The sequence below is a fragment of the Edaphobacter sp. FHG110511_03 genome, from assembly GCF_059115365.1.
In genome coordinates, this window is the sequence record NZ_JBZYWL010000001.1 from 1,734,189 (window position 1) to 1,756,275 (window position 22,087).

16 protein-coding genes are annotated in these 22,087 nt (G+C 53.2%); 11 read left to right on the plus strand and 5 right to left on the minus strand.

Annotated features, from left to right (window positions below):
* Nucleotides 1–201: 201 nt before the first annotated feature.
* From AC5S26_RS07035 to AC5S26_RS07045, 3 genes are all read right to left on the minus strand, one after another.
* On the minus strand, nt 202–873 hold the full coding sequence (locus tag AC5S26_RS07035) for a response regulator (protein ID WP_494184138.1): 672 nt from the start codon (nt 871–873) through the stop codon (nt 202–204).
* Nucleotides 874–1,051: 178 nt separating this feature from the next.
* Nucleotides 1,052–2,920 carry a sensor histidine kinase gene (locus AC5S26_RS07040; RefSeq protein WP_494184139.1) on the minus strand — a complete coding sequence of 623 codons (1,869 nt, stop codon included), beginning with the start codon at nt 2,918–2,920 and terminating at the stop codon, nt 1,052–1,054.
* 511 nt (nt 2,921–3,431) lie between these two features.
* A complete protein-coding gene (locus AC5S26_RS07045) occupies nt 3,432–3,824 on the minus strand; it encodes a response regulator (protein ID WP_494184140.1) in 393 nt (130 codons plus the stop codon).
* A gap of 298 nt (nt 3,825–4,122) precedes the next feature.
* On the opposite strand from AC5S26_RS07045, the gene AC5S26_RS07050 reads away from it, so the two are divergent.
* The 4 genes from AC5S26_RS07050 (at nt 4,123) to AC5S26_RS07065 (ending at nt 9,730) form a co-directional block, all read left to right on the plus strand.
* Nucleotides 4,123–5,607 (plus strand): DcaP family trimeric outer membrane transporter, encoded by a 1,485-nt coding sequence (locus AC5S26_RS07050; protein ID WP_494184141.1) that lies wholly within the window; start codon nt 4,123–4,125, stop codon nt 5,605–5,607.
* Nucleotides 5,608–5,756: 149 nt separating this feature from the next.
* Complete coding sequence (glsA, locus tag AC5S26_RS07055) at nt 5,757–6,737, plus strand: glutaminase A (RefSeq protein ID WP_494184142.1); 981 nt, start codon at nt 5,757–5,759, stop codon at nt 6,735–6,737.
* Between the two features lie 257 nt (nt 6,738–6,994).
* Entirely contained in the window at nt 6,995–8,464 is a 1,470-nt protein-coding gene (locus tag AC5S26_RS07060; protein WP_494184143.1) for a hypothetical protein, read from the plus strand.
* Between the two features lie 162 nt (nt 8,465–8,626).
* Nucleotides 8,627–9,730, plus strand: a complete 1,104-nt coding sequence (locus AC5S26_RS07065) for an amidohydrolase family protein (protein ID WP_494184144.1) — start codon at nt 8,627–8,629, stop codon at nt 9,728–9,730.
* Between the two features lie 350 nt (nt 9,731–10,080).
* Here AC5S26_RS07065 and AC5S26_RS07070 read toward each other — a convergent pair whose 3' ends face one another.
* Nucleotides 10,081–11,022, minus strand: coding sequence for a DUF2950 domain-containing protein (locus AC5S26_RS07070; protein WP_494184145.1), 942 nt, complete (start codon nt 11,020–11,022; stop codon nt 10,081–10,083).
* Between the two features lie 77 nt (nt 11,023–11,099).
* A complete protein-coding gene (locus AC5S26_RS07075; protein ID WP_494184146.1) occupies nt 11,100–12,632 on the minus strand; it encodes a DUF3300 domain-containing protein in 1,533 nt (510 codons plus the stop codon).
* 726 nt (nt 12,633–13,358) lie between these two features.
* Between AC5S26_RS07075 and AC5S26_RS07080 the strand changes: the two genes are divergently transcribed.
* The 7 genes from AC5S26_RS07080 (at nt 13,359) to AC5S26_RS07110 (ending at nt 21,705) form a co-directional block, all read left to right on the plus strand.
* Nucleotides 13,359–13,919, plus strand: coding sequence for a DUF4136 domain-containing protein (locus AC5S26_RS07080; protein ID WP_494184147.1), 561 nt, complete (start codon nt 13,359–13,361; stop codon nt 13,917–13,919).
* A gap of 914 nt (nt 13,920–14,833) precedes the next feature.
* Nucleotides 14,834–15,757: an oxidoreductase gene (locus AC5S26_RS07085; protein ID WP_494184148.1), complete on the plus strand. Its 924-nt coding sequence runs from the start codon at nt 14,834–14,836 to the stop codon at nt 15,755–15,757.
* Between the two features lie 409 nt (nt 15,758–16,166).
* Entirely contained in the window at nt 16,167–17,066 is a 900-nt protein-coding gene (locus tag AC5S26_RS07090) for an MBL fold metallo-hydrolase (RefSeq protein WP_494184149.1), read from the plus strand.
* A gap of 396 nt (nt 17,067–17,462) precedes the next feature.
* Complete coding sequence (locus AC5S26_RS07095; RefSeq protein WP_494184150.1) at nt 17,463–19,184, plus strand: tetratricopeptide repeat protein; 1,722 nt, start codon at nt 17,463–17,465, stop codon at nt 19,182–19,184.
* Nucleotides 19,185–19,305: 121 nt separating this feature from the next.
* A complete protein-coding gene (locus AC5S26_RS07100) occupies nt 19,306–19,863 on the plus strand; it encodes an OsmC family protein (RefSeq protein WP_494184151.1) in 558 nt (185 codons plus the stop codon).
* Between the two features lie 111 nt (nt 19,864–19,974).
* Nucleotides 19,975–20,619, plus strand: a complete 645-nt coding sequence (locus AC5S26_RS07105; protein WP_494184152.1) for an HD domain-containing protein — start codon at nt 19,975–19,977, stop codon at nt 20,617–20,619.
* Nucleotides 20,620–20,706: 87 nt separating this feature from the next.
* Complete coding sequence (locus AC5S26_RS07110) at nt 20,707–21,705, plus strand: aldo/keto reductase (RefSeq protein ID WP_494184153.1); 999 nt, start codon at nt 20,707–20,709, stop codon at nt 21,703–21,705.
* Nucleotides 21,706–22,087: the final 382 nt, after the last annotated feature.

Here is a 22,087-nt window from a genome sequence, read left to right on the forward strand (position 1 = left end):
CTGAGCTAGTCGATGCTTGGCAAACGAAACGCCCATCGTATTTTAAACACTGGAAAAACCCGCCTGATCACGAGAAATATCTCGATCGGGTCGCGCTTCATCGTCGTATTGCCTTCATCCAAGGTCGTCTATCCCGCCGTCAGGGCGAGCGTTTTATTGATCGCTTGAGTCTTAGATAGCGCGGGAGAACATTGTTGCCCGTCAATCACCAGTTCGAGGGCTTGGGGCAATCAGACCTCGGTGCAACGCAAACAGGACCAAGTCGGCGTTGCTTTTGAAGTTGAACGACATCATGATGTGATGTTTGTGGAATTCTACGGTTTTCTGACTAAGCTGGAGAAGTCCGGCGATCTCTTTCATGGACCTGCCCTCGGCGAGCAGTTGAACGATATCTTTCTGTCGCGACGTCATTTCTGTTGAGAACTGCCTCGCACGGGTCTTCGCTTCAACCCAATCGTCTGCCTTCAGTTTGGGTGTCAGATAAGGTCGGCCGCGCAATACCTGGTCAATCGCTTGTAGCAACTCTGAACCGGCGGAATGTTTGAGAACAAACGCGATTGGGCCGAGTTCAAGCGCCGCGGCAGCAAGATTCGGGTCGTCCCGCATCGTCAAGAAGATCAACTTTACTTGGGGTGCCAGTTCCTTGATTCTGCGGGCCGCGTCTAATCCATTTAAGAGCGGCATGCCTATGTCGACAATAACTATTTCCGGCTTCAGCCTGATTGCTTCGACGACAAGAGTCCTGCCATCCGAAACCACTCCTACAATTTCGAGCGCCGTACTCAAATAAACCCTCAAGGCATCGGAAAAAATCACGTGGTCATCCGCGATCAGGCATCGTGGACGGGCCCGGTTCGTGGGAATCCTCTCCATGACATGCCAACCTTTCGACGGTCAGAGAGCCCGTTAAATGCGCACCATCATACACTAGTTTCCGGCATTCAATTTAGTAACAGATAGTTAGCGTCTCCAACGCTATAGCGATAAAACGTTATCCGAGAACTATTTAGCGCGTGCTGTTGCGCAGTGCCCAACAAGGAGATGATTCATCTCAACCCTCATTTAACATTTCGGTGACCGGTCGGAGCGGGACACAGGCCTCGATTCTGGTTCCCCTCGTAAGTTCTGAGTAAATAGAGAATCGTCCACCCAGAAGGCGTACGCGTTCTTCCATACTTCGAATGCCAATTCCTCCGTTATTGGTGATCTCCTTAAGATCGAATCCTCTGCCTTTGTCGCACACGGACATAAGTATTTTGTCGCCCGCCGTCCACAACTTGACTTGAGCTTTTGCTGTGCCACTATGCTTTCTAAAATTCTGAAGCCCTTCCTGGATAATGCGGAATAAACATAGCGCCACATCCTGATGAATGCGGCGTGGAATATTGTCAGCGCAGAAATCAATGTCACTTCCATACCGATCAGTAAACTCTTTGCACAGAGCGCTCACTCCCGGTACAAGTCCAAGACTCTCAAGCGTAGATGAATGAAGGCGATGGGATACGGTATGAATGTCGGCCCCAAGCTCACTAGCCGAATCGAAAAGCTTTTGTAACTGCCGCTTCACCGTCACGGACGAATCCGGCAATTCGTCTGCGGCATTTTCCAACCCGAGTGAGAGTAGCGCAAGGCGTTGGCTAAAATCGTCATGGAGTTCGGATGCAATCCGGCTTCGTTCTTTCTCCTGAGCATTGATCAATAGCCCACTGAGGTGTAACTGCGCGTCTTTTGCGAACTCGATTTGCTTTCGGCTGAAGTGCAGGTAAGCAGCAAGGATAGAGAGACCGAGAATGATCGGAATGACCGTGAGCCAGACCCCTTTGGCGCGCGTCCATGGGGACGGCCCACGGAAAAGTACCGTACTGCCGGGTGGAAGGTTCTTTTCTTTGATCCCCCAGCGATTCAGGGCTCGCCAATCGAAGAGGTAGATGTTCTTGTTCTTAACAAAGGGGATGTCTTGGGGTCTCTCCCCGTTGAGAACCCTCAAAGCCATCGTGGCCGCAACTCGGCCGTCTTCGGCCCAACTAACCAGATACCCGCCCACCGTACCGGGACCGAGGTCTACATCATCGGTAACAAATACCGGCGCGTTAGCGGCGCCAACGATCAGGGGGACTGATTGAGACGCGTCAACGAAGTGATTTCCTGCGGCGTCCTGCATGATCGAAGTGTGATAGATGATGCTGTCACGTGGCAGGAGCTTCAGGCGCTCAAGCAACGAAGGCATGTCCAGGTCAGTGAGATAGGCGAACTCGTATCTCGATTCGTAGTTATGGAAGCTTGCCCGGGCCGTTGCTACAAGCACTCGGTCAAACGTTCCGACACCCCCTACGACGATCACATGCTTCGTGCTGGGTAGCATTCGCAATGCCGCGATCAGGGTCTTCTCTGGATCTGCTACCGCCCAAACACCAGTAAAATGAACAGAGGGTTTCAACTGCTCCAGCATTTCTTCGGTGGTTCCGCAGAAGATGATCGGAATGTTCGGAAATGAACTCTCGTGCGATTCGATCATAAATCTGAGGGAAGCCGGCCCCACAGTAATAATCAGGTCTGGTTTGCGGTCCAAATACTTGCGAATATACCAATCGCGAAAACGGTGTTGGGTGGCATCATCTGAAAACAGAGTTGATTCGAGAGTTTCGTTGTACAACTCAACTTGGTATGCGGACTTTGCTAAACCAGATGCAATGGCTTGATCCAGGATTGCAATACCAGGCGAAGAAATAGAATTAAAGTCATTGAATATGAGGACGCGTCGAACAGATTTATCAGCATGCGCCGAAAGCAATTGTGAAAAAAAAAGGATTGCAGCCGCAATTAAGACTCGAGCCTGCCTTCCACGATGGGCATAGCCCCCTCGAGAATCCTGCCCGAGGGCCTGTTCGCTTGTGATCGGGTATTCCATTGCTGGGGACAAGGGAATCTCCAAAGTGGTTCTCAAGCTTTGAAGGCCTAACCACTGTCGCCGCCGAGAGAATGCTCCCCAAGCCTAGTTGGTCCTAATGGAAAGTTCGACCCGGGAGGTGGCGACCATAATACTGGCAAGTTGCAGGTCCGGCTAGTGGTAATTTCATCACTAACTGACAAACGAAACGGGTCGAAGGTGTGGCACGAGAGACGAGCGCCCCTCCTCGAGGCCACCAATAAACGACTGCTGGAAGGAGTTCGTCAGCTACATATTGATTCTTATCAGTGGTTTGAATGCAATCGCTGTTGTGCGTACCAGTGTTTCTACACCTCTACGAAACCTGCCCGTATCTCTGTCACTGCCGATGTGGTTGTAGGTGTGTTCAATGTTGGAGAAATGTTGGTTGGGGAACTCGTTCACGAAGAAAGAATCGCACCAACGTTGTCCAGCAGGCGATGGCCTATCGTCGGTATTCGCTAAGATACATCTCATCCGGGCCCTGATTCTCAGGACAGTTACATCACCGGGAAACAAATGGAGAAACGTAGGATTCGCCTTTGAGTGCGGAATGTATCGCAGCAACGAGGTGGGTTTTCATCTGGGACTTGAGGACATATCCTAACGCTCCTTCTGCCAGGGACGCCTTAAGGAATTCTTCATTCGCATGGACTGTTAAGAACACAAAGGTAGCGGGGAAATTAGAGTCCCGCAGTTGACTGACAGCCTCAATGCCGTTCAAAACAGGCATCGTAATGTCAGTCACAACGACATCTGGACGAAGGCGAAGAGCCTCCGACACAAGCATTGCGCCGTCAGTTGCAGTCCCCACTACATCGAAGTGGGGTCTCAAGATGGCGGTAGCAGCTTCGAGCAACGGGAGATGATCATCAGCTAACAAAACTGTGGTTTTCATACGCAGGCCTGATGCATGTAGCGTCGATCTGGCACAAGTCGCAAAACCCAATATATAGGGTGTGCGATGTCCCTCAGCAACTGGGGAAACGCCTAGGTGGATGTTCCTTCCCCGAATGCTCGCTATTGCCTCGCCGAGATGACATTCCTGGACAGTTCATTTCATTGCGTTCTCTCCGCGACACGGAGTGAACAGGTTACCTAGGGATTCTCCTAGTTGTTGACGCTGGTCCAAAGTCATACAAGTACTTGGGACCTTACGGCAACGACCTGCGGGGATCCATGGAGGTAGAAAGATTATGAGATTAAACCAGAAGAATGCCTGGGGCAATATCTCTCTTATCGCGCTACTCTTCCTTTCCGTTATCTGGATCCCACCGGTTCAAGCGCAGTCCCAGAACACCCGGACGCAGGATATCCAGCAGCTCAAGGACAAGCTTCAGCAATTGGAACAAATGATGGGAGAGGTGAAGGGGCAGATCACTGCACTGGAAAATCAGCCTGGCGCACGAGATTCAGCGACTGGTGTCGGGGAGAGTAAGAGTGGGCCAAGCAATACCCTTCACAGTTCGGTCGTTACCTCGCCTGACAATCACGGAACCGGCGCTGCATCGCCGCCACCTAGTGCGCAGGCTGACGAAAAGAAGTCTGGGACAGAAAGCACGATCGATATCTATGGGTACGCTCAGATGGATTCCGGCTACGACTTCGGACAAATCGATCCGAGTTGGTTTGATGTGATGCGGCCGACGAAGTTACCGGCTTTTGCGAATCAGTTCGGGCAAAACGGACAGACCTATTTCAGTGTCCGACAGACGCGATTTGGGGTGAAGACGTCCACACCAACGTCTTATGGCGACCTGAAGACAATCTTCGAGTTTGAACTTTTCGGCACAGGTGTCGATGCCGGACAGACCACATTTCGCTTGCGCCATGCCTGGGGGGAGATGGGCCACTTCGGCGCGGGGCAGACGTGGAGTCCGTTTATGGATCCTAATGTCTTCCCGAACTCGCTTGAATACTGGGGCCCTAACGGGATGGTTTTCTTCCGGAATGTGCAATTTCGGTGGACGCCGATTAAGACAGCGCATAACACGTTTATGATTGCGGCCGAACGTCCCGGAGCTAGCGCAGATCAAGGCGTGTACAGCGGCCGCATCGAGCTCTCGAACATTACACCGCAGTTCATTCTTCCTGACCTTTCGATGCAGGGTCACTTCGAGCGAAAGTGGGGATATTTTCAGATTGCGAGCATGTTCCGGAGAATAGCGTGGGTGGACAACAAAGCAACGCCCCAGCTCAATCTTGGCGGTTCAGCGTTTGGCTGGGGTATTAATGCAAGTTCAAACATCAAGTTCGGAGAGAAGACCACAGGGAAGCTCCAACTGGTCTATGGCCACGGTATTCAGAACTACATGAACGACGCACCGGTTGACATTGGCATCCAGAATAACTTTTCCAATCCCGTAAGACCGATCAAGGGAGTTCCTCTGCCGATTCTTGGAGCGGTCGCGTTTGTTGATCACAACTGGAGCCCAAAATTTAGCAGCACGTTTGGAGGATCGATGGTGAACATCTGGAACTCGGATGCTGAGTCCCCTAGCGATTTCCACCAGGGATATTACGCGCTTACGAATCTGCTGTACTACCCAGTCAAGAACGTCATGGCGGGCGGCGAGTTTCAGTATGGCCGGCGAGTGAATTTCCAGAACGGCTATAACTTCAACGACTATCGAGTGCAGTTTTCCTTCAAGTATTCGTATGGCAAGACGTTTGTTTTCTGAGTAAGAAGAGCTGTTGCTCGATCTTGTTCGAAAAGGATCATAGGCACTCGAGAGCGGAAAGGAGATCTACTGTGAACGCACGCCGAATTTCGACTTTGGTCTTGATGGCAACTTCGCTATTTATCGAATACTTTTGCGCAGTTTCTGCGATGGCTCAAAACACGAAGGTTAGCCCGGTTGCCCCACGACGGGAGGTGGTCGAGGCGGTCGTCAAAGAAGCTTACGAGAAATTTAGAAATGACACCAATGGAAAGAACGCTGATTACATCCCTTATCTTGCAAAGGTGGATTCGAATCTATTCGGGATAGCTATCGTTACGACCGACAACCAGGTTTTGACGATGGGGGATGTGACCTACTCGTTCTCCATACAGTCGATTTCGAAGGTTTATTCAATGGCGCTTGCGATGGAAGAGCAGGGGCCGGAGAAAGTACTCGAAAAGATCGGCTCTGAACCTACAGGGCGTCCGTTCAATTCGCCAGTCGCCGTAGTCGATATGCCGTCCCATAGTGGAAACCCATTTGTCAATGCTGGTGCGATTGCGACGGTGAGCATGATCTCCGGCAGCTCGGAGGATGAGAAGTGGAATAAGATTCTGAATTTCTACAGTAAGGCTGCAGGAGAGAAGCTGGTTCTGATTGATGAAGTCTACAAGTCTGAGGCGGCTACGAATACGGGTAATAAGGCGCTGTCTTACCTGCTTGCTAAGTATGACCGAATCTATGCCGATCCGTTTGAGTCGGTGGACGTGTACACGAAGCAGTGCTCAGTGGGTGTGAATGCGACGCAACTAGCGCGGATGGGCGCGACACTTGCGAACAACGGAGTGAATCCATCAACGGGCGAGCGCGTGATCAAAGTCGAAGATATTCCACACATTTTGAGCACGATGATGGAGGCAGGGCTCTATGACGGCTCGGGTACCTGGGCATGGAATGTGGGTTTGCCGGCGAAGAGCGGCGTCGGCGGCGGGATTGTTGCGATTGCTCCGGGCAAGGGCGCGATTGCGGTGTTTGCCCCGCCGCTGGATGAGGCGGGAAACAGCGTAAAGGCACAGAAAGTCATCCGGTACGTCGCCGAAAAGCTAAACTACAACATCTTTTCCCCGAGTTCCGTGGGGTTCAAGTAATTGCGTGACGCCTTCGCGGCGAGCGGTAAATTCCAGGTTACAGGCGGGAACTTATGAATTCTGTAATCTTATGTTTTCGAGGCCTGCGGAAGTGCCGGAGAGTTTTTTTCGAAGTTGGCTTAGGGGTAAGCTTACTTTCTGCGGGGTTTGGTTTTGGGCAGACGACAGATAGGGAGAACGAGTCACGACATGGTGTAGGCAACGATACCTTAGCTCCTTTGGCTAGCGAACCTCCCCTGACTGCACGCGAAGAGGAGATGTTGCGACTCATCAAGAGCCTCCAGGATCGTGTAGCCATCCTAGAGGCCCGGAGTGGATCTGAGGCGGGCGGCGTGCAAGCAGCAGCGCAGGAGAGTTCGCAGACCCGGCTGCTGGAGACCTCGATTGTCTCTCCGCCGGCAGTGCATGCCGAGAAGGCCGCAGGTACGGCTACCGAAGTGGTTCCGACTTTCCATCCGAGAATGAACGCCACCGTTAGTCCGACTTCAACCGTCAATCCGTTCGATGGTATGAGTGGCGGGCAGGAGCAACCAAAGACATGGGGAACCTACACTCCAAATCTCGGTTACAAGGTAGCGAACACCGAACTGGGGGATATGAGCATCAGCATCTACAGTTATGTTCGTTATCTTAACCAGAAGAATCTGGCCTCAACGTATACGAACTACTTTGGTTTGACGAGTGCTCTCCAGAGACGCCAGGATGTGCAAATTAACAAGGTGCAGATTAAGTTTCTGGGTTGGATGCTGAACCCAAAGCTGCGCTACTTCTTGTATGCCTGGACGTCGAATGCGACGCAGGGGGGCGCCGCGCAGGTGGTGCTGGCCGGCAATGTGAACTATACCTTCAACAGGCATTTCAACTTGGCGGCCGGAATTACCTCGTTGCCGGGCACGCGCAGCGTTGAGGGCAACTTTCCATTCTGGTTGGGAGTTGATACCCGGCTCATTGCGGACGAGTTCTTCCGGCCATCGTATACGTCGGGGATCTGGGCGCGAGGCGATATTACGAAGACGCTGCGATATCAGGCGATGGTGGGCAATAACCTGAGTACACTCGGTGTGAGTGCGGCACAACTGGACAACCTGTTTAATACCGTTAGCACGGCGCTCGTGTGGGAGCCAACGACAGGGGAGTTCGGGTTGGGGTTTGGTGACTTTGAAAATCATCAGAAGCTGGCGACGCGATTTGGAGGTCACTATACGACCAGCACGGAGACCGCGCAGGAACAGCCGGGCCAAGACTCGTTTGAAAACACGCAGATTCGGCTCTCAGACGGCACCGTGATCTTTACACCGAACTTGTTTGGACCGGGAATCACGGTGAATTCGCTACGCTACCAAATGCTTTCCATTGATGGCGGATTCAAATATCGCGGGTGGGCATTCGAGAGCGAGGGCTTCTGGCGGTGGCTTAATGACTTCGCGGGTCCGGGGACATTGGCGATTAAGCCGCGCTACGACACGGGCTACCAGTTCCAGCTCTCGATGATGCCAATTCAGAAGAAGCTACAGTTGTACTCGGGGGGCTCGCACATCTTCGGTCAGTACGGCAATCCTTATGATGCGCGCATCGGAATGAACTGGTTCCCGCATAAGAACCGTGTGCTGCGCTGGAACACGGAGGCACTGTATCTATTCCGGTCGCCTGTGGGTTATACATCAGTCCCGTTTGCACTGGGCGGCAAAGGCATGATATTCCACACGACTCTAGAGCTGGCTTTCTAAACATGAACGATGAACTGACACCGCGCGGGCGGGAGCGAGTGGGCTTGGGCCTATTTGCAGTGCTTGTGTTGCATCCGTAGTGATGCGAGTTTGTTTGGGGACGGTGGCCGTTGATTGAGTGTTCCTGAGCAGACCATTGGCTCGGAGAAGTGAAAGGTCGCCATGAGGAATTTTTCGACGTTGCTCCGAAGGAAGGGAAGCGTAACGTTGGTGGTTGCGAGTGTGTTGTGGTGCTCGTGCGGGTTAGCGATGGCGCAGGCCCGTACGTCGATGAAAGATCCTATTGCAAATGATTCACACTTCCATCTCACCAACTACATTCAAGAAGGCGTCGAAATCCATGATTTTCTGAAGATCATGGGTACGAAGGTCGGTCGTGTCGCTCTGTTCGGAATCCCGCTGCAGCAGCAATGGTCGTATCAGAACTCAGGCGACTTTGCGCCAACCTACTACCTGCAGACCGACTCGCCACTCTACTACTACTCGTTTACGGATGCGTACATCGCGATGGCGTACCGATCACTTTCCAAGGAAGAACAGGCGCGCTTTGAACCGATGATCACGGGCTTCAATCCGACCGACATGTACGCCGCGGAGCACATACGGCGTGTGCTTCAAACATTTCCGGGCGTGTTCTCAGGTATTGGAGAGTTCACGATCCACAAGGAGTTTGTCTCCGCCAAGATTGCAGGAGAGACAGCGAATCTTCAAAACCGTGCGTTGGACAAGGTTCTCGACTTCGCTGGGGAGGTTGGGCTGGTCGTTATCATCCACAACGATATGGATGTTCCATTCCCGAAGCAGGACGCGCCACCGGCGTATCTGGAACAGATGAAAGCTCTTTTGAAGCGGCACCCTAATGCGACAATCATCTGGGCGCACACAGGGCTGGGCCGCATCGTTCGTCCGATAAAAGATCACGCAGCCAATCTTGCGGTCATCCTAAGCGATCCCGCGATGAAGAACGTCTATTTTGACATCTCGTGGGATGAGGTAGCTAAGTACATTGTTGCGAGCCCTGAAGCGACAAAGATCACCGTGGACTTAATCAATCGCTTCCCGGATCGCTTTCTATTCGGTACTGACGAAGTTGCACCCACTAGTCAGCAGAGCTACCTCAAAATCTTCTACCAGTATGAACTCTTGTGGAATCTGCTTACCAGTGAGGCCAGCGAAAAAGTGCGTAAAGGAAACTTCGCGCGTCTTTTCGACGAAGCGCGACCCAAAGTGCGGGCGTGGGAAAGCGCACACGCTGGGGCAAAATAAAATTACGACCATTGTGCAGTTGCCCTGGAAGGAGACGGCGCCCGAGATCTGTAGCGCGGATCTCTGTAGAGTTAAGTTGCCTGAGAATTCTCGAAAATACTTAACGCCCAAGCGTAACTTTCGAATCGGCAGCGTTACGTTTGTCCACCAACACCGAGTTCAGCCCGATAGCAACGATTTCGCCGTTGGCACCCTTCAGCCAGTCGCGTGAATAAAAAGGAAAGGCGTCTTGAGGTAAATCCTGACGTCTCAAGAATTGAGAGCGTCGCTACTACGAATGGAGCGGAGTCATCGCAAGGTTTTTCCCAGTCAGTCTCTTTGGTTGCCAACTGCGAATCATTACTAATTTTTTAGTCTTCTTCCACTGGAGTCCAGGTTTTATCCGGATTGAAACGTTCCATCTTCTTGAATTCATCGAGCGTAGACACCCCTAAATCCTTTTCGTACACAACACCGTCGTTGCTCACGATGAACGTCTTCACCCCGGTGACGCGGTACTCGGCTGGGGAAGCCACAAGGGCGAAGCCCCCGATCATCGCGCCTTCAATAACGTAGTCCAACTCCCCCAACGGCGCGGCGGGACCCTGCCCCTTTAACACTTTGAAGAAGTAGCCATGGTAAGGCTCCGCTTTGCTGGTGTAGCCCTGTACGATTGCATCAGCAATCTCTTCACCGATCGGGCCGCCTGGGGTACCGTCTTCGTTTCGCCACGTCAGACCATCCTGTTTGCCACGGGTGCTGATAATACGTTGGGCGTATTGATTTACAGCGTAACCTTCGCGCTTCTGTAAAGCGTATTCATTTTGTGCCTCTACGTAGCTATGACAGATATTGATTGCATCGAGCTCATTTGAGCCGATGCGGCGATTTAAAATCTCCTGTCTGCCCGCCCTGCTATCGAAAAACCATCGATTGCTCCTCTTGACGATCGGCACAGGAAACGGCCAGTCCTCGTTTCCCACAAGAAGGTAGGCCCGTTGCCCCTTCTTCGGCTCAACGGAAACTTTCGTCTTCTCGCGGGCCTCCGCTGCGAAATCAGCAGCACGCTGACGATCCTGTACGACATCTCCAGTGAACGCAATGTCGTGTCCATCTGGGCCAAAAATCTGGGCAAGTGCAGTCTCGTCGAATGGGTCGGCTGCGCGGACCAGCGCATCGGCAGCTTGTTGCGAGGTGTCAAAGGCCTTTATGCCGGCCGGAATGCTCCTTGTGGTAGCCGAAGCCGTTGCCGGTGACTGCTGAGCAGCGCAAAGCACCGGCACGAACAAGCATGGCAAAGCCATGACGCTCATAATCCAGGCACATAGGGAGTGATTTCTATTCGTAGACGTTGGTTTCATTGCCGTGCTCCTATGTTTGCCTTCCATGCCTACCTCCGCCTTCCACCGCCACGGCCGCCGCCACCACTGAAGCCGCCTCCTCGAGAGCCCATGCTGGAGGCACCTCGGCTGCTGTTGGCGCGTGCGCTTGATCCGTTGAATCCTCCGGACCCACTCCCAAATGCACCCCGGTTTCCACCACCTGCGGCGCCTCCACTAGGTCCTCCGGATCGATTGCTTCCACTAGGTCCTCCGGATCGATTGCTTCCGCCAAGGCCTCCAGATCGATTGCTTCCTCCAAGGCCTCCCGATCGATCGCCTCCGCTAAGGCCTCCCGATCGATCCCCCAAGCCGCTGCCTCCAGCACGACTGCTGGCTAGATTGCCGCCCTGTCTGCCAACCTGCTCCCTCGCGCCCGCTTGACGATTAGCCAGCGAGTCTCCCCGAGCCGAACCGCCAAATCGGTCCGCCGTTCCACGATCTCCATAGGGAGCGCCCCCGCGGTGCTGCGGGTTGTGTTGCCATGAATTGCCACCGGAAGGTAGCTGCGACGGCCGGTTGCCCGTCCCTCCAACACCACCAACGCCACCTACGCCGCCAGCACCACCTGGACGGCCAGCACCTCCAACACCGCCAGCACCGCCAACTCCTCCAACACCGCCAGCACCACCTGCACCTCCGACGCCGCCTACTCCTCCGGCACCACCGCGAGCGGGTAGTTGGGAAGCTCGGTTGCCGCCGCCAACGTTCGTGTTGCGGTTGAAATTATTGTTGCGGTTGATCGTGATGTCGTTGTTACCGCCCCAGCCGCAGCCATAGCCCCAACCGCCGCCGCCCCAAAATGCACCCATAGCAACACCAACGCCAAAAGAGATTGCCATCCCTGCCGCGTAGTACCCCGGAGGAGGATAGTAAATCGGCGGATAGGGGTAGACTGGCGGCCCGTACACCACAGTTGGATTGTAGGAAGGGACATAGATGACCTGGGGATTTGCCTGCTCAACAATGATAGTGCTCTTGCTTTCGATAACCTTGGTTTCTACTTTTTGCTGTTCATTTGATTTCAGATTGCCGGCGCTCTGGGCTTTTTTTCGCATTCGTTGTACGGCATCCATGACGTCGCTTTGCTGCGCCAGAAACGCATTGCCCAGATCAGTTGTCCACTGGATATCGTCTGCCAGGCGCTTGACTATGTCGGGCAGGCCGGCAAGGGCCTGGACGCTTGGATCCCACGTCTGCTTAGTGACAGCATCAGCAAGGGCTTTATCTTTCAGCCCCGGATTCTTCGCAAGCCACTGTTGGAGTTGAATAATCTCAAGCGGATACGTGGAGGCGGCAAGGGTTTGGGCCAACATTGGATCCGGAAATAGTGCGATGGGTGCAACAAGGGAATCCAGTTGATCCGCAGGAATCTTGGTAGTCGGGGCAGGCGGTGTTGTCGCCGTTTTCTGCGGGGAAGGGGATTGCTCCGGAGCAGGAGGCCGCAACTCTGCCAGCGAGTCACCTGGCATGATAACGATGGCGCAGAGGACTACCATCAGACGTCGAAGTCCTGCTGCTAATGTTTCTGGCTTCGGATTCATGGGTGACTTCCCTCCGTCTTGCACTCTTCCGCGAATCCCTTGAGGCCCCAGAGCGTGTCAACATCGGCTTGGCGCGTGTCGCGTTTCCTCTCTCCCGGAATCGCAAGTTTGTGATTGTCAGGGAGCCTATCTCAGGGCAAAGAGGATCCGATACTAGGGAAAACCCTTGAATCTCGGGAAATCTTAGGTCAATGCCGCCCGGCTGATCGTTCGCAGACGCAGTGTCTGTGGCGGCAATCAGTGCCCTTCAGGTGTCTTCAGGATTGGGGTTGGATCCGGTGGAGCAGCAAGTTCTGATCAATGTCCATATGCTGGAGTCGGTACCTTGTCACGCTGTTCTAAACGCCGAGCTCAGGGAGGACTGCATATCTCCGGAACTAGGGATCCCTTGTGAGATCAAAACTAGCAGGGCGAGTTAGAGGGGCAGCGAGTCGCGCTAGGGATTTCCCTAGTTGTAGCTCCGGGTTGTTTACTTTAGAAAACAATTCAGACTTATTACTTCAACCCGCGAGACAGGATCTATAACCCCGATTCTGCGTGGAGGCGGACAGAAGATGAGTGGCCTTCGGAACCTATTGGACGCACACAGTAAGCAAGCATAGGCGCGCAGTTCGCCACTCGCGCTTACGCGCTGAAGAAAGGTTGCGGAGCTCGATTAGACCCAGCCGCAGCAACGGGAGGCGTGATGGGACGTTAGTTACAGCAATCGAGAGAGGAGAACAACGAATGAAGAGGCTAATTCTGTTGGCGTTCGTTACATTGCTAATGAGCACCAGTCGGGTGCCGGCGCAAGATGTGCGTTATAACTTCGACAGCAAAGCCAACTTCGCGGCATTCAAGACTTATAAGTGGGTTGACATTAAAGGGGCCGATCATCCGAATCAATTGGTAGAAAAGCAGATTCGAGATGCTTTGGATGCCGAACTATCGACAAAAGGCCTGGAGAAGACCGACTCGGACTCAGCTGACCTCTACATTGCCTACCAAACTGCCATCGGTTCAGAGAAGCAGTTCACGTCCTACAACACAGGCTGGGGCTATGGTCCAGGGTGGGGCGGTGGTTGGTATGGGGGAGGCATGAATACCGGCATGACCACAGGCACAACGTCAACGATCTACATTGGGCAGTTGGTTGTTGATATGTACGAACCAGCTAAGAAGGATTTGGTCTGGCGAGGCACCGCTAGCAAAACCATTGATCCGAAGGCGAAACCCGAAAAGCAGCAAAAGAACCTCGCGAAGGCCATTAAGAAACTCTTAAAGAACTATCCGCCGAAGGCAAAATAGAGTGTTGCTGGCAAGGAAATGTCCAGCACTTATTCGTTTCATCGCCGTCGAATTCAGCGGACTCATCATCAGACGGCAGACTCTGCGTAATGTTGGATCACTTCACGGCACCGGACATGATTACGGTCCACGCGGGCGCTCACCTCTGCCGGCGTTTCGCCCCACGGGGCAACCATCGCGAAGCGCGTCCAATCTGGCCGCTCGGCATGGATGCCCACGCTCTGCACTCTTCGCATCGTCTGTAATTCCACTCCACTAAGTCGGGATCGATCTCGACTGAACTTCCGAAACCCGTCAGTCGCACGTCTTAGGGATGACTGTCGCGTTGGCCTCTATTACGTATATGGACAGAGTGTGCATTGCGGTGACGGCCATCCAACGCGACCTGCAGCTTGAACAATGCAGCCCGTATCGGATGTAGTCGCGTATTGGTCGTGCACTACCTTTCTGCCGATTAAACAACCTTTCAACGCTATTGCATTGAGCAAGATACGAAGGCCTAGAACGGCCGGCGCCCACCTTTTAAAGGTTGCACTCATGTTGGTCAGTCATGTTCCGCGAACTGGGCGAAAAGAAGCAGGACCTCGCCCCGATGTTCATTCTGCGATGCCGTCGAACTGCATATTCATCCAGGTTATTGGAGCTCTCAGCGCAACTCTGAGTCGAGTCAAAGGCCCTTTATTCCTGGATATTTAGGGGATAGCATGAATTCATTGTTGCTGAAGCATGCGCAATCGGAAGGAGTTGTTTTCCAATGTCATCGTTATTTGATTCCTATGACCTGGGTCCAATCCACCTGAAAAATCGTATTGTGATGGCGCCGATGGAGCGTTCCCGGGCTCGCAACCTCGATTGGGTGCCTGAGGCTGAGACCGCGCGCTATTTCTCGCAGCGGACTGGGGCTGGGTCTGATCGTGACCGGTAGCATCGCCATCAGTGAATGGGCCCGCACTTGGGCATTTGAGCCAGGTCTCTACACCACGTCACAGATCGAAGGTTGGCAACGTGTGACCCGAGAGGTGCATGACCATGGAGGGGTGATCTTTGGGCAACTCCGACATGGCGGCCGCGCGAGCCATGTCTCGCATCAGCCGAAGGGTCAGGCTACAGTCAGCTCCACCGAGACTGGGGCGACGAAAGCGATCTCCATGGCCTTCGATGCGGATGGTAGGCCAGCATTCCTGGTGCAAAGCAAACCTCGCGCGTTGAGGACAGAGGAGGTGTCCCGCATCGCTTCCGAGTTCGGAGTGGCAGCACGCAATGCACGTGAAGGTGGCCTGGACGGCGTTGAAATACACGGTGCCAACGGATATCTCAATGATCAGTTCATCAACGGGACGCTCAACACCCGCGGCGACCGCTACGGTGGTTCGATCGCCAATCGCATTCGCTTCACGCTGGAGGCGGTCGATGCGGTAGTCGATGCCATAGGCGGTGATCGTACCGGTATCCGCCTGTCTCCCTTTGGCCGCTATAACGAGATGCCACCTTTCCGCGATGAGGCCGAGACATATCTGATACTCGCGAAGGAGTTGTCTCTTCGCAAGCTCGCCTATGTGCATATCAGCGATCAAACTACGATGGGCGAGCACGGCACTATCCCCGTCACCAAAAACTATCTCAAAGAGTTACGCCAAGCTTTTGGTGGCACCTTTATCCTTGCCGGCGGCTATCTCCGAGAAAATGGCCAAGCCGCGATCGATGCGAACGAGACCGATCTCATTGCGATCGGGAAACCTTTCGTTGCCAACCCCGACCTGGTCGAGCGGCTGCGCCATCGTCTGCCGTTGAACGAGTGGGACTCAACCACGTTCTACACCCGGGGGCCCAAGGGATAATACCGACTATCCGGTTTATGAGACCGAATGCGTGATGTGAAACATATTTTCCATCGTTCGGCTGATGACTCTGCTTTCAAAGCAGCCATAAAGGGAGAGGAGCCATTGGCAAACCGAGCGACTTGCGCTCGATCGCCGACCGGAAACAAAACCTATACCCGGGCAGTTGGCACTTGCTTGGGTACTTGCAAAGGGTGAGACATGGTCCCGGTTCCTGGCAACGAAACGCCGAACATATCTCGAACTAAATGCAGCTGTTGTTGGCATCATGCTTACCGAGGCGAGATCGTCGAAATTGAATCTGCAGTACCACTGTATGCCATTGCAGGTGACCGGTAATCCGACGTGATTATGAAAGACACCTGTGAGTCGAACCGAAAATAAGCAACGGAGAGTGGAGGTGAGGGGTATGAACGCAGCGGCAACACTCAAGTATCAAAGTGCTCCCCCATTGAGAATTCCGTTCGGGGACGCTGAGATTGTGATTCTTTCAGACGGCTTGGTTGATCCTGGGAGTCCCAGTGACCTGTTTGTTGGCATATCGAAGGAACACATTAAAGCTCGTTTGCATCATCATTTTCTGGCCACGGATAGAACGGTATTGGATGAGAATATTGTCGTCTTTCTCTCGGGGGGGAAGAAGATCTTATTTGAGACTGGAATGGGGGTAGTTCAGATGCTCGGCCCCAATGCGGGTCGTCTTCAGCAGAATTTATCGCACGCCGGAATCGACCCCAACACGATTGATGCGATCGTTTGTTCCCATGCCCATCTCGATCATGTTGGCGGTATCTGCACAAAGGACGGCCACCCGCTTTTTCCGAACGCGCAGGTTTTCATAACCGAAACGGACTTCAATTTTTGGACCAACGAAAACTTGCTCTCATCATTTAACCGTGAGATGACTATGATCGCTCGCAAGAATCTTCTTCCCGTCCGGGATCGGATCGTTTTCTTTCGAGATCATGAGGAGTTTCTACCTGGGGTACATGCGATGTTCGCACCCGGACACACAGCGGGGCACGCGGCTTTCACCTTGACGTCAGGTAATCATTCGCTCTTTCTGATAGGCGACCTGTCGCATCATCATGCTCTTTTGTTGGAACTCCCGAAGGCCCATATTGTCTTCGACGAGGATCCACAACTGGCATCCGAAACTCGAATGAAGGTTTTCGATATGTTGGCTGAATCCAGAATGGCCCTTTTGGGCTATCACTTCCCATGGCCAGGACTGGGACATATAGCTAAAGAGGGCGAGGGCTTCCGTTATTTCCCGGAGCTGATTCGATGGAATCCTCCATTCATCTAAGTGAGACCACTGTCAATCAATCGTCGAGATCCTAAATAAAAGTTTGGAGCGGCCGATTAATCGCGCGTACTCCGTTTCGATTTCGACTACATAATGACTTACCGAATCCAGACCGATCCGGTAAGTAGCCGCCGATCTCTGTGCGATCGCTAAAAATTCTGCACAAGTAATACATCGACGAAAGATGTGTTACGGACCATCCATGGATGGGAATTATTTCGGAATTCGGGGAAAAGGACGGATTGCGAGCGAATACACCGGGGCCACATTCAGCTAGAGGTATGTTACGGCGGACAGTATTGAAGGCTTGGAATTATTAACCTGTCGGATTTGTTTTCCGGTGAAATGAGCTATCCGTCGCGCTGTCAAACGATAAGTATTTTCTGAGAGGTTTCAATGGTCATTTCTGCTAGACCCGCACGTTTTCGCTTTACTGTCGTCCTCAATCGCAAGAAGCATTGCTTCCGCAGATTCGGTGCTGTCTGCCTTATCACTCTTCTCGCATCATCCACAATTGTCATAGCGCAATCTCATCATGATCATGGTGGAGCAGATGGTGATCCCGAAGCTCTCGTCGAAAAGTTCGGCTCCGTCCACATGCCCATCTCCTGTGACGTTTCTGTACAGGTACCCTTCGAGCGCGGAATCGCGCTGATTCATTCGTTTTGGTATGAGGAAGCGAATAGACAGTTTCAAGCAGTCGCGGTAGCAGATCCACAGTGTGCCATGGCCCAGTGGGCTCTTGCGATGACCGAATGGCGTCCGTTTTGGGATGGCATGCCGGAAGAACGACGCAAGATGGGCATCGCGGAAGTCGAAAAAGCCGCAACACTCCACCCCAAAACAGATCGCGAGCAGCGTTACATCGCAGCTCTCAGAGGCTACTTGGATGCCGACCCGTCCCAACACGATCAGGCGGTGCATGCTTACAGTGACGCCATGGGGGCCTTGAGCAAAGCTTATCCCGACGATATAGAGGCGCTGGCATTTTATGGTTTAGGTCTGGCCGCAGGCATTGGATCGGCAGACCCGATCGGCGATGCCCACAAGGCGCTCGCTATTCTCGAACCAGGCTTTGAGGCTCATCCCGATCATCCCGGCTTCGCGCACTACATCATTCATACCTGCGACAACCCGCAGATTGCCCGCGAAGGCTTGGCCGCTGCCAAGAGATATGCATCGATAGCACCAGCCTCCGCCCACGCCCTTCATATGCCCGGACACATCTTCGCGCGGCTCGGTATGTGGCCGGAGGATATCGAATCCAACAAAGCATCCGTCGTCGCCTCGGAGTATGCGGAGAAGCATCAACTAGGCGGAGTTACGCATGAGATGCACGCCTACGAATTTCTTCTTTATGCCTACCTGCAGCAGGCCGACGATGCAAACGCGAAGGCCATCCTGAATAATACGGATCCGTTAGCCGCACATCTGAGCGCCCTGCCTGGTATCGCCAACGACGGCATGGGTCGCCGTATCACCTATATCCAAGTTGAATACCCCAGCATTTACTACCTCGAGATGCATGACTGGAAGTCAGTTCTGGCTATCCCTGAACCAGGGAACGCTACTGCTTCGGCCAAGTATTACCATGCCTGGGCGCAGGCCATCGCCGCCGGACATCTTCGCGATGCCGAAGCATCCGACAAGGCCACCGCAAGTGCGCAACAGTATGCCAAGGCGGCATATGAGGAGTACACCCCGATTGGCCGGGAAATCGCTGCAACCCTGGCCACTGTTAAGGCCTGGCAAAGTTTTGCTCATAAGCAAGACGAGCAGGCCCTTCGGGAAATCCGCGAAGCTGCAGATCAACAGGACCGCAGGGGGCAGAATGAGGTGGACATTCCAGTGCGCGAAATGTATGGCGACATGCTCTTCCTGCTTCATCGCCCCGTTGAAGCTCTGACACAATACGGCACCGCCTTGCAACTTAGTCCCAATCGTTACAACGGACTTTACAACGCAGGTCATGCAGCCGAAGCGATCGGTAAATCTGACGAGGCCACGAAGTATTACAGTCAGCTTCTGAAAGTGACCCATAACGGCGTGAAGACGCAGCGACCTGAAGTCAGCTACGCGCGCAACTACATCCAAAAACGACAAGCAAGCGGGTTGTAACAACCGCCCTGCAACTTCTGGGACTTCTCCTCTGATCCTTTGCAGACTTCAAACACTAAATCTGTTCACTCGTGTCACATGTGGCACACACCACGTTTCAATGCATGAAAGGAAAAGCTTAATGACAGTCGACGGTATGAACGGCATCGATGTACCTGCGCTCAAGGCTTTTGTGGATCGCGTAAAGACTGACCCCGATCAGAGAACGGCTTCATTCAAAGTCAAGACAGAATGGAAAGGGCAAACAAAAACGATCACCTCGATATCGGACTACGGGCTCGGAGATAAGAAATTTAGTCGCGATTTTAAGATTCACGCTGACGAGCCTAATGAACTTCTTGGCGGAAACACAGCGCCGAATCCGCAGGAACTTCTGATGGCAGCCCTGAACGCCTGTTTGTCGGTCGGGTATGCAGCGAACGCGGCGGCCATGGGAATCAAGCTGGAAAAGCTGGAGATCGAAACCGAAGGCCAGTTGGACCTACGGGGCTTTCTGGGACTCGATTCGACCGTCAAGCCGGGCTACGAAGAGATCCGTTACACAGTCGTCGTAAAATCGTCGGCTCCACAGGAGAAGCTCGATGAACTGCATCACCTGATCATGAAGACATCCCCGAATTTTTCCAATTTCGCGACATCGATCCGTATGATTCCCAATCTTGTTGTGGACAACCCGTAACAGACTTGCATCTGCTGCAGGCTAGGACATTAGTGCCTTGCACGTGCTTGGCTAAAAAACTTTTTCGATAAACCTCCTTCGGATACTGAAGGACGCACAAAGGATACAAAGATGTCACATTTCTCTCTCTCCCTCGTCATCCCCGACTCTTTGCTTGCGAAAGAGGCCGCTGATCTCTTGCGTGAGCATTCCACGGATCTGCTCTTTAATCACTCGATCCGGGTCTACTTGTTCGCGGCCGAGCAGGGCCGTCAACAAAAGCTTCGTTTCGACCCTGAACTTCTCTATGTCGCGGCCGCATTTCACGACTTCGGTCTCATCAAGAAATTCTCGAGCCCAGACGAACGATTCGAAGTCGATGGCGCAAACGCGGCCCATCAGTTCCTCACTGCACATAACGTTCCGGAAGAACAGATACAAACTGCATGGGCGGCCATTGCTCTGCACACCACGCCCGGGGTAACCCAGTATATGCGTCCTGAAGTAGCTCTTCTCTTTTCGGGAGTTGGTCTCGATGTGCTGGGGAAAGGCTTCGATCAGTTTCCCTCGGAGTTGCGCGAGAAAATCGTTGCTAGGTACCCTCGCAAACACTTCAGGGAAGGCTTCATCCAGGAGTACTTTGCCGGTTTTGCGCACAAGCCCGCCACCACGTTTGGCACCGTGAACGCCAGCATCTGTGAACGCTTCATCCCCGGTTATAAGTTCCCCAATTCCTGCGACGTGCTTGCGGCATCTCCCTTCCCGGATTCCGAATAGCAAGCTCAACGTAAAAGTAAGAAAACTGAACATCAGGACTCAGCTTGTCGAAAAGACCTCACTGAGTGAGGTGAAGAGGATAGTTACGTGCAGACTACAAAATTTGGAGAAACAGGCTTGACGGTTTCCCGGCTGTGTTTCGGTACCGCAACTTTAGGGAAGCAGACAGAAGAAAAGACGGCCTTCAAGATTCTCGATAGAGTCGCAGACGCCGGAATCAACTTCATTGACACTGCAGATGGATATCCGATGGGAGCGGATTTCACGCTTGCCGGCCGGACCGAACAAATCGTTGGTCGCTGGCTCAAGAACAAACGCCAGCAATTTGTTCTTGCGACCAAGGGAGGACTTCCGATGGGGCCAGAGCCGTGGAACCAGGGAGCCTCACGCAAGCATCTTCTGGACGCTATCGATGGCTCTCTCAAGCGATTAAGAACTGACTACGTTGACCTCTATCAGGTGCATTTCGATGATCGTGCAACGCCGCTCGACGAAACCCTTGAGGCTCTCGACACAATCGTGCGCTCCGGCAAGGCACGCTATATCGGGGCGTCGAACATCCTCGCATATCGGCTCGCGCGCGCGTTCGGGTGTTCCGACACTTTGAAGATCTCACGCTACGTCTCTGTTCAACCTCGCTATAATTTGCTCTTCCGTGAGATTGAACGTGAGCTATTGCCACTTGCTCAAGAAGAAGGAGTCGCCGTGATTCCGTTCAATCCGCTGGCAGGCGGCTTGCTGACCGGCAAATACAACAAGAACGAGACGCCAACAGAGGGCCGGTTCTCTGGGGCAATTAGCAATAATTTCGGAGCCCTATACCAGCAGCGGTACTGGCACAACCGGCAATTTGAGACCGTTTCCCAACTCGGTGAAATTGCAAAGACGCGAGGCGTTCCGCTAACAACACTCTCGGTGGCCTGGGTCCTTGCGAATCCAATCATCACCGCTGCCATTCTTGGCGCGAGCCGGCTCGAACAGCTAGATGACTCACTGGCTGCTGCGAATTACGCTATCGATCCGGAGCTGAAGGAACAGCTTGACGGTCTCACGGCGGAGTATCGCCGCGGTGATGCGGATCGCTAGCGTCACAGACCTGAGCATCATTCACTTTTCGCACATCGTCTGTAGTGCAAGCCGGGGGGCGGGCTCGGGAACCGTCTTTTCTTCACTCTCCCGTTGTCCTAAGAAAGGTGCAAAGTGAACGCGGACCGATCAATTATTTATGTGGGTGGACGATGACAAGCGAATTCGAGAATCCCTGACTGCTATGCTTTCGTCCGCTAGCAATCACGTCATAACGTTCTGGAGCGCGACGGAGTATTTGAACTTTCTCAAACCTGAAACTCCTGCCTGTTTGATCCTCGACCTTCAGCTCCCATAAATGAATGGCTTGCAATTACAACAGGAGCTCTCCCTAAGCGGTGGCCCGCCGATGTCAGTAACATTGTGGATCACCATTCTACGT

Bases quoted from the DNA above. Each gene is read 5' to 3' on its own strand.
- AC5S26_RS07075 (WP_494184146.1), bottom strand. From the start codon at position 12,632: ATGAATCCGAAGCCAGAAACATTAGCAGCAGGACTTCGACGTCTGATG.
- AC5S26_RS07100 (WP_494184151.1), top strand. From the start codon at position 19,306: ATGACAGTCGACGGTATGAACGGCATCGATGTACCTGCGCTCAAGGCT.
- AC5S26_RS07090 (WP_494184149.1), top strand. From the start codon at position 16,167: ATGAACGCAGCGGCAACACTCAAGTATCAAAGTGCTCCCCCATTGAGA.
- AC5S26_RS07095 (WP_494184150.1), top strand. From the start codon at position 17,463: ATGGTCATTTCTGCTAGACCCGCACGTTTTCGCTTTACTGTCGTCCTC.
- glsA (WP_494184142.1), top strand. From the start codon at position 5,757: ATGGCTCAAAACACGAAGGTTAGCCCGGTTGCCCCACGACGGGAGGTG.
- AC5S26_RS07050 (WP_494184141.1), top strand. From the start codon at position 4,123: ATGAGATTAAACCAGAAGAATGCCTGGGGCAATATCTCTCTTATCGCG.
- AC5S26_RS07060 (WP_494184143.1), top strand. From the start codon at position 6,995: ATGTTGCGACTCATCAAGAGCCTCCAGGATCGTGTAGCCATCCTAGAG.
- AC5S26_RS07070 (WP_494184145.1), bottom strand. From the start codon at position 11,022: ATGAGCGTCATGGCTTTGCCATGCTTGTTCGTGCCGGTGCTTTGCGCT.
- AC5S26_RS07105 (WP_494184152.1), top strand. From the start codon at position 19,975: ATGTCACATTTCTCTCTCTCCCTCGTCATCCCCGACTCTTTGCTTGCG.
- AC5S26_RS07045 (WP_494184140.1), bottom strand. From the start codon at position 3,824: ATGAAAACCACAGTTTTGTTAGCTGATGATCATCTCCCGTTGCTCGAA.
- AC5S26_RS07080 (WP_494184147.1), top strand. From the start codon at position 13,359: ATGAAGAGGCTAATTCTGTTGGCGTTCGTTACATTGCTAATGAGCACC.
- AC5S26_RS07035 (WP_494184138.1), bottom strand. From the start codon at position 873: ATGGAGAGGATTCCCACGAACCGGGCCCGTCCACGATGCCTGATCGCG.
- AC5S26_RS07065 (WP_494184144.1), top strand. From the start codon at position 8,627: ATGAGGAATTTTTCGACGTTGCTCCGAAGGAAGGGAAGCGTAACGTTG.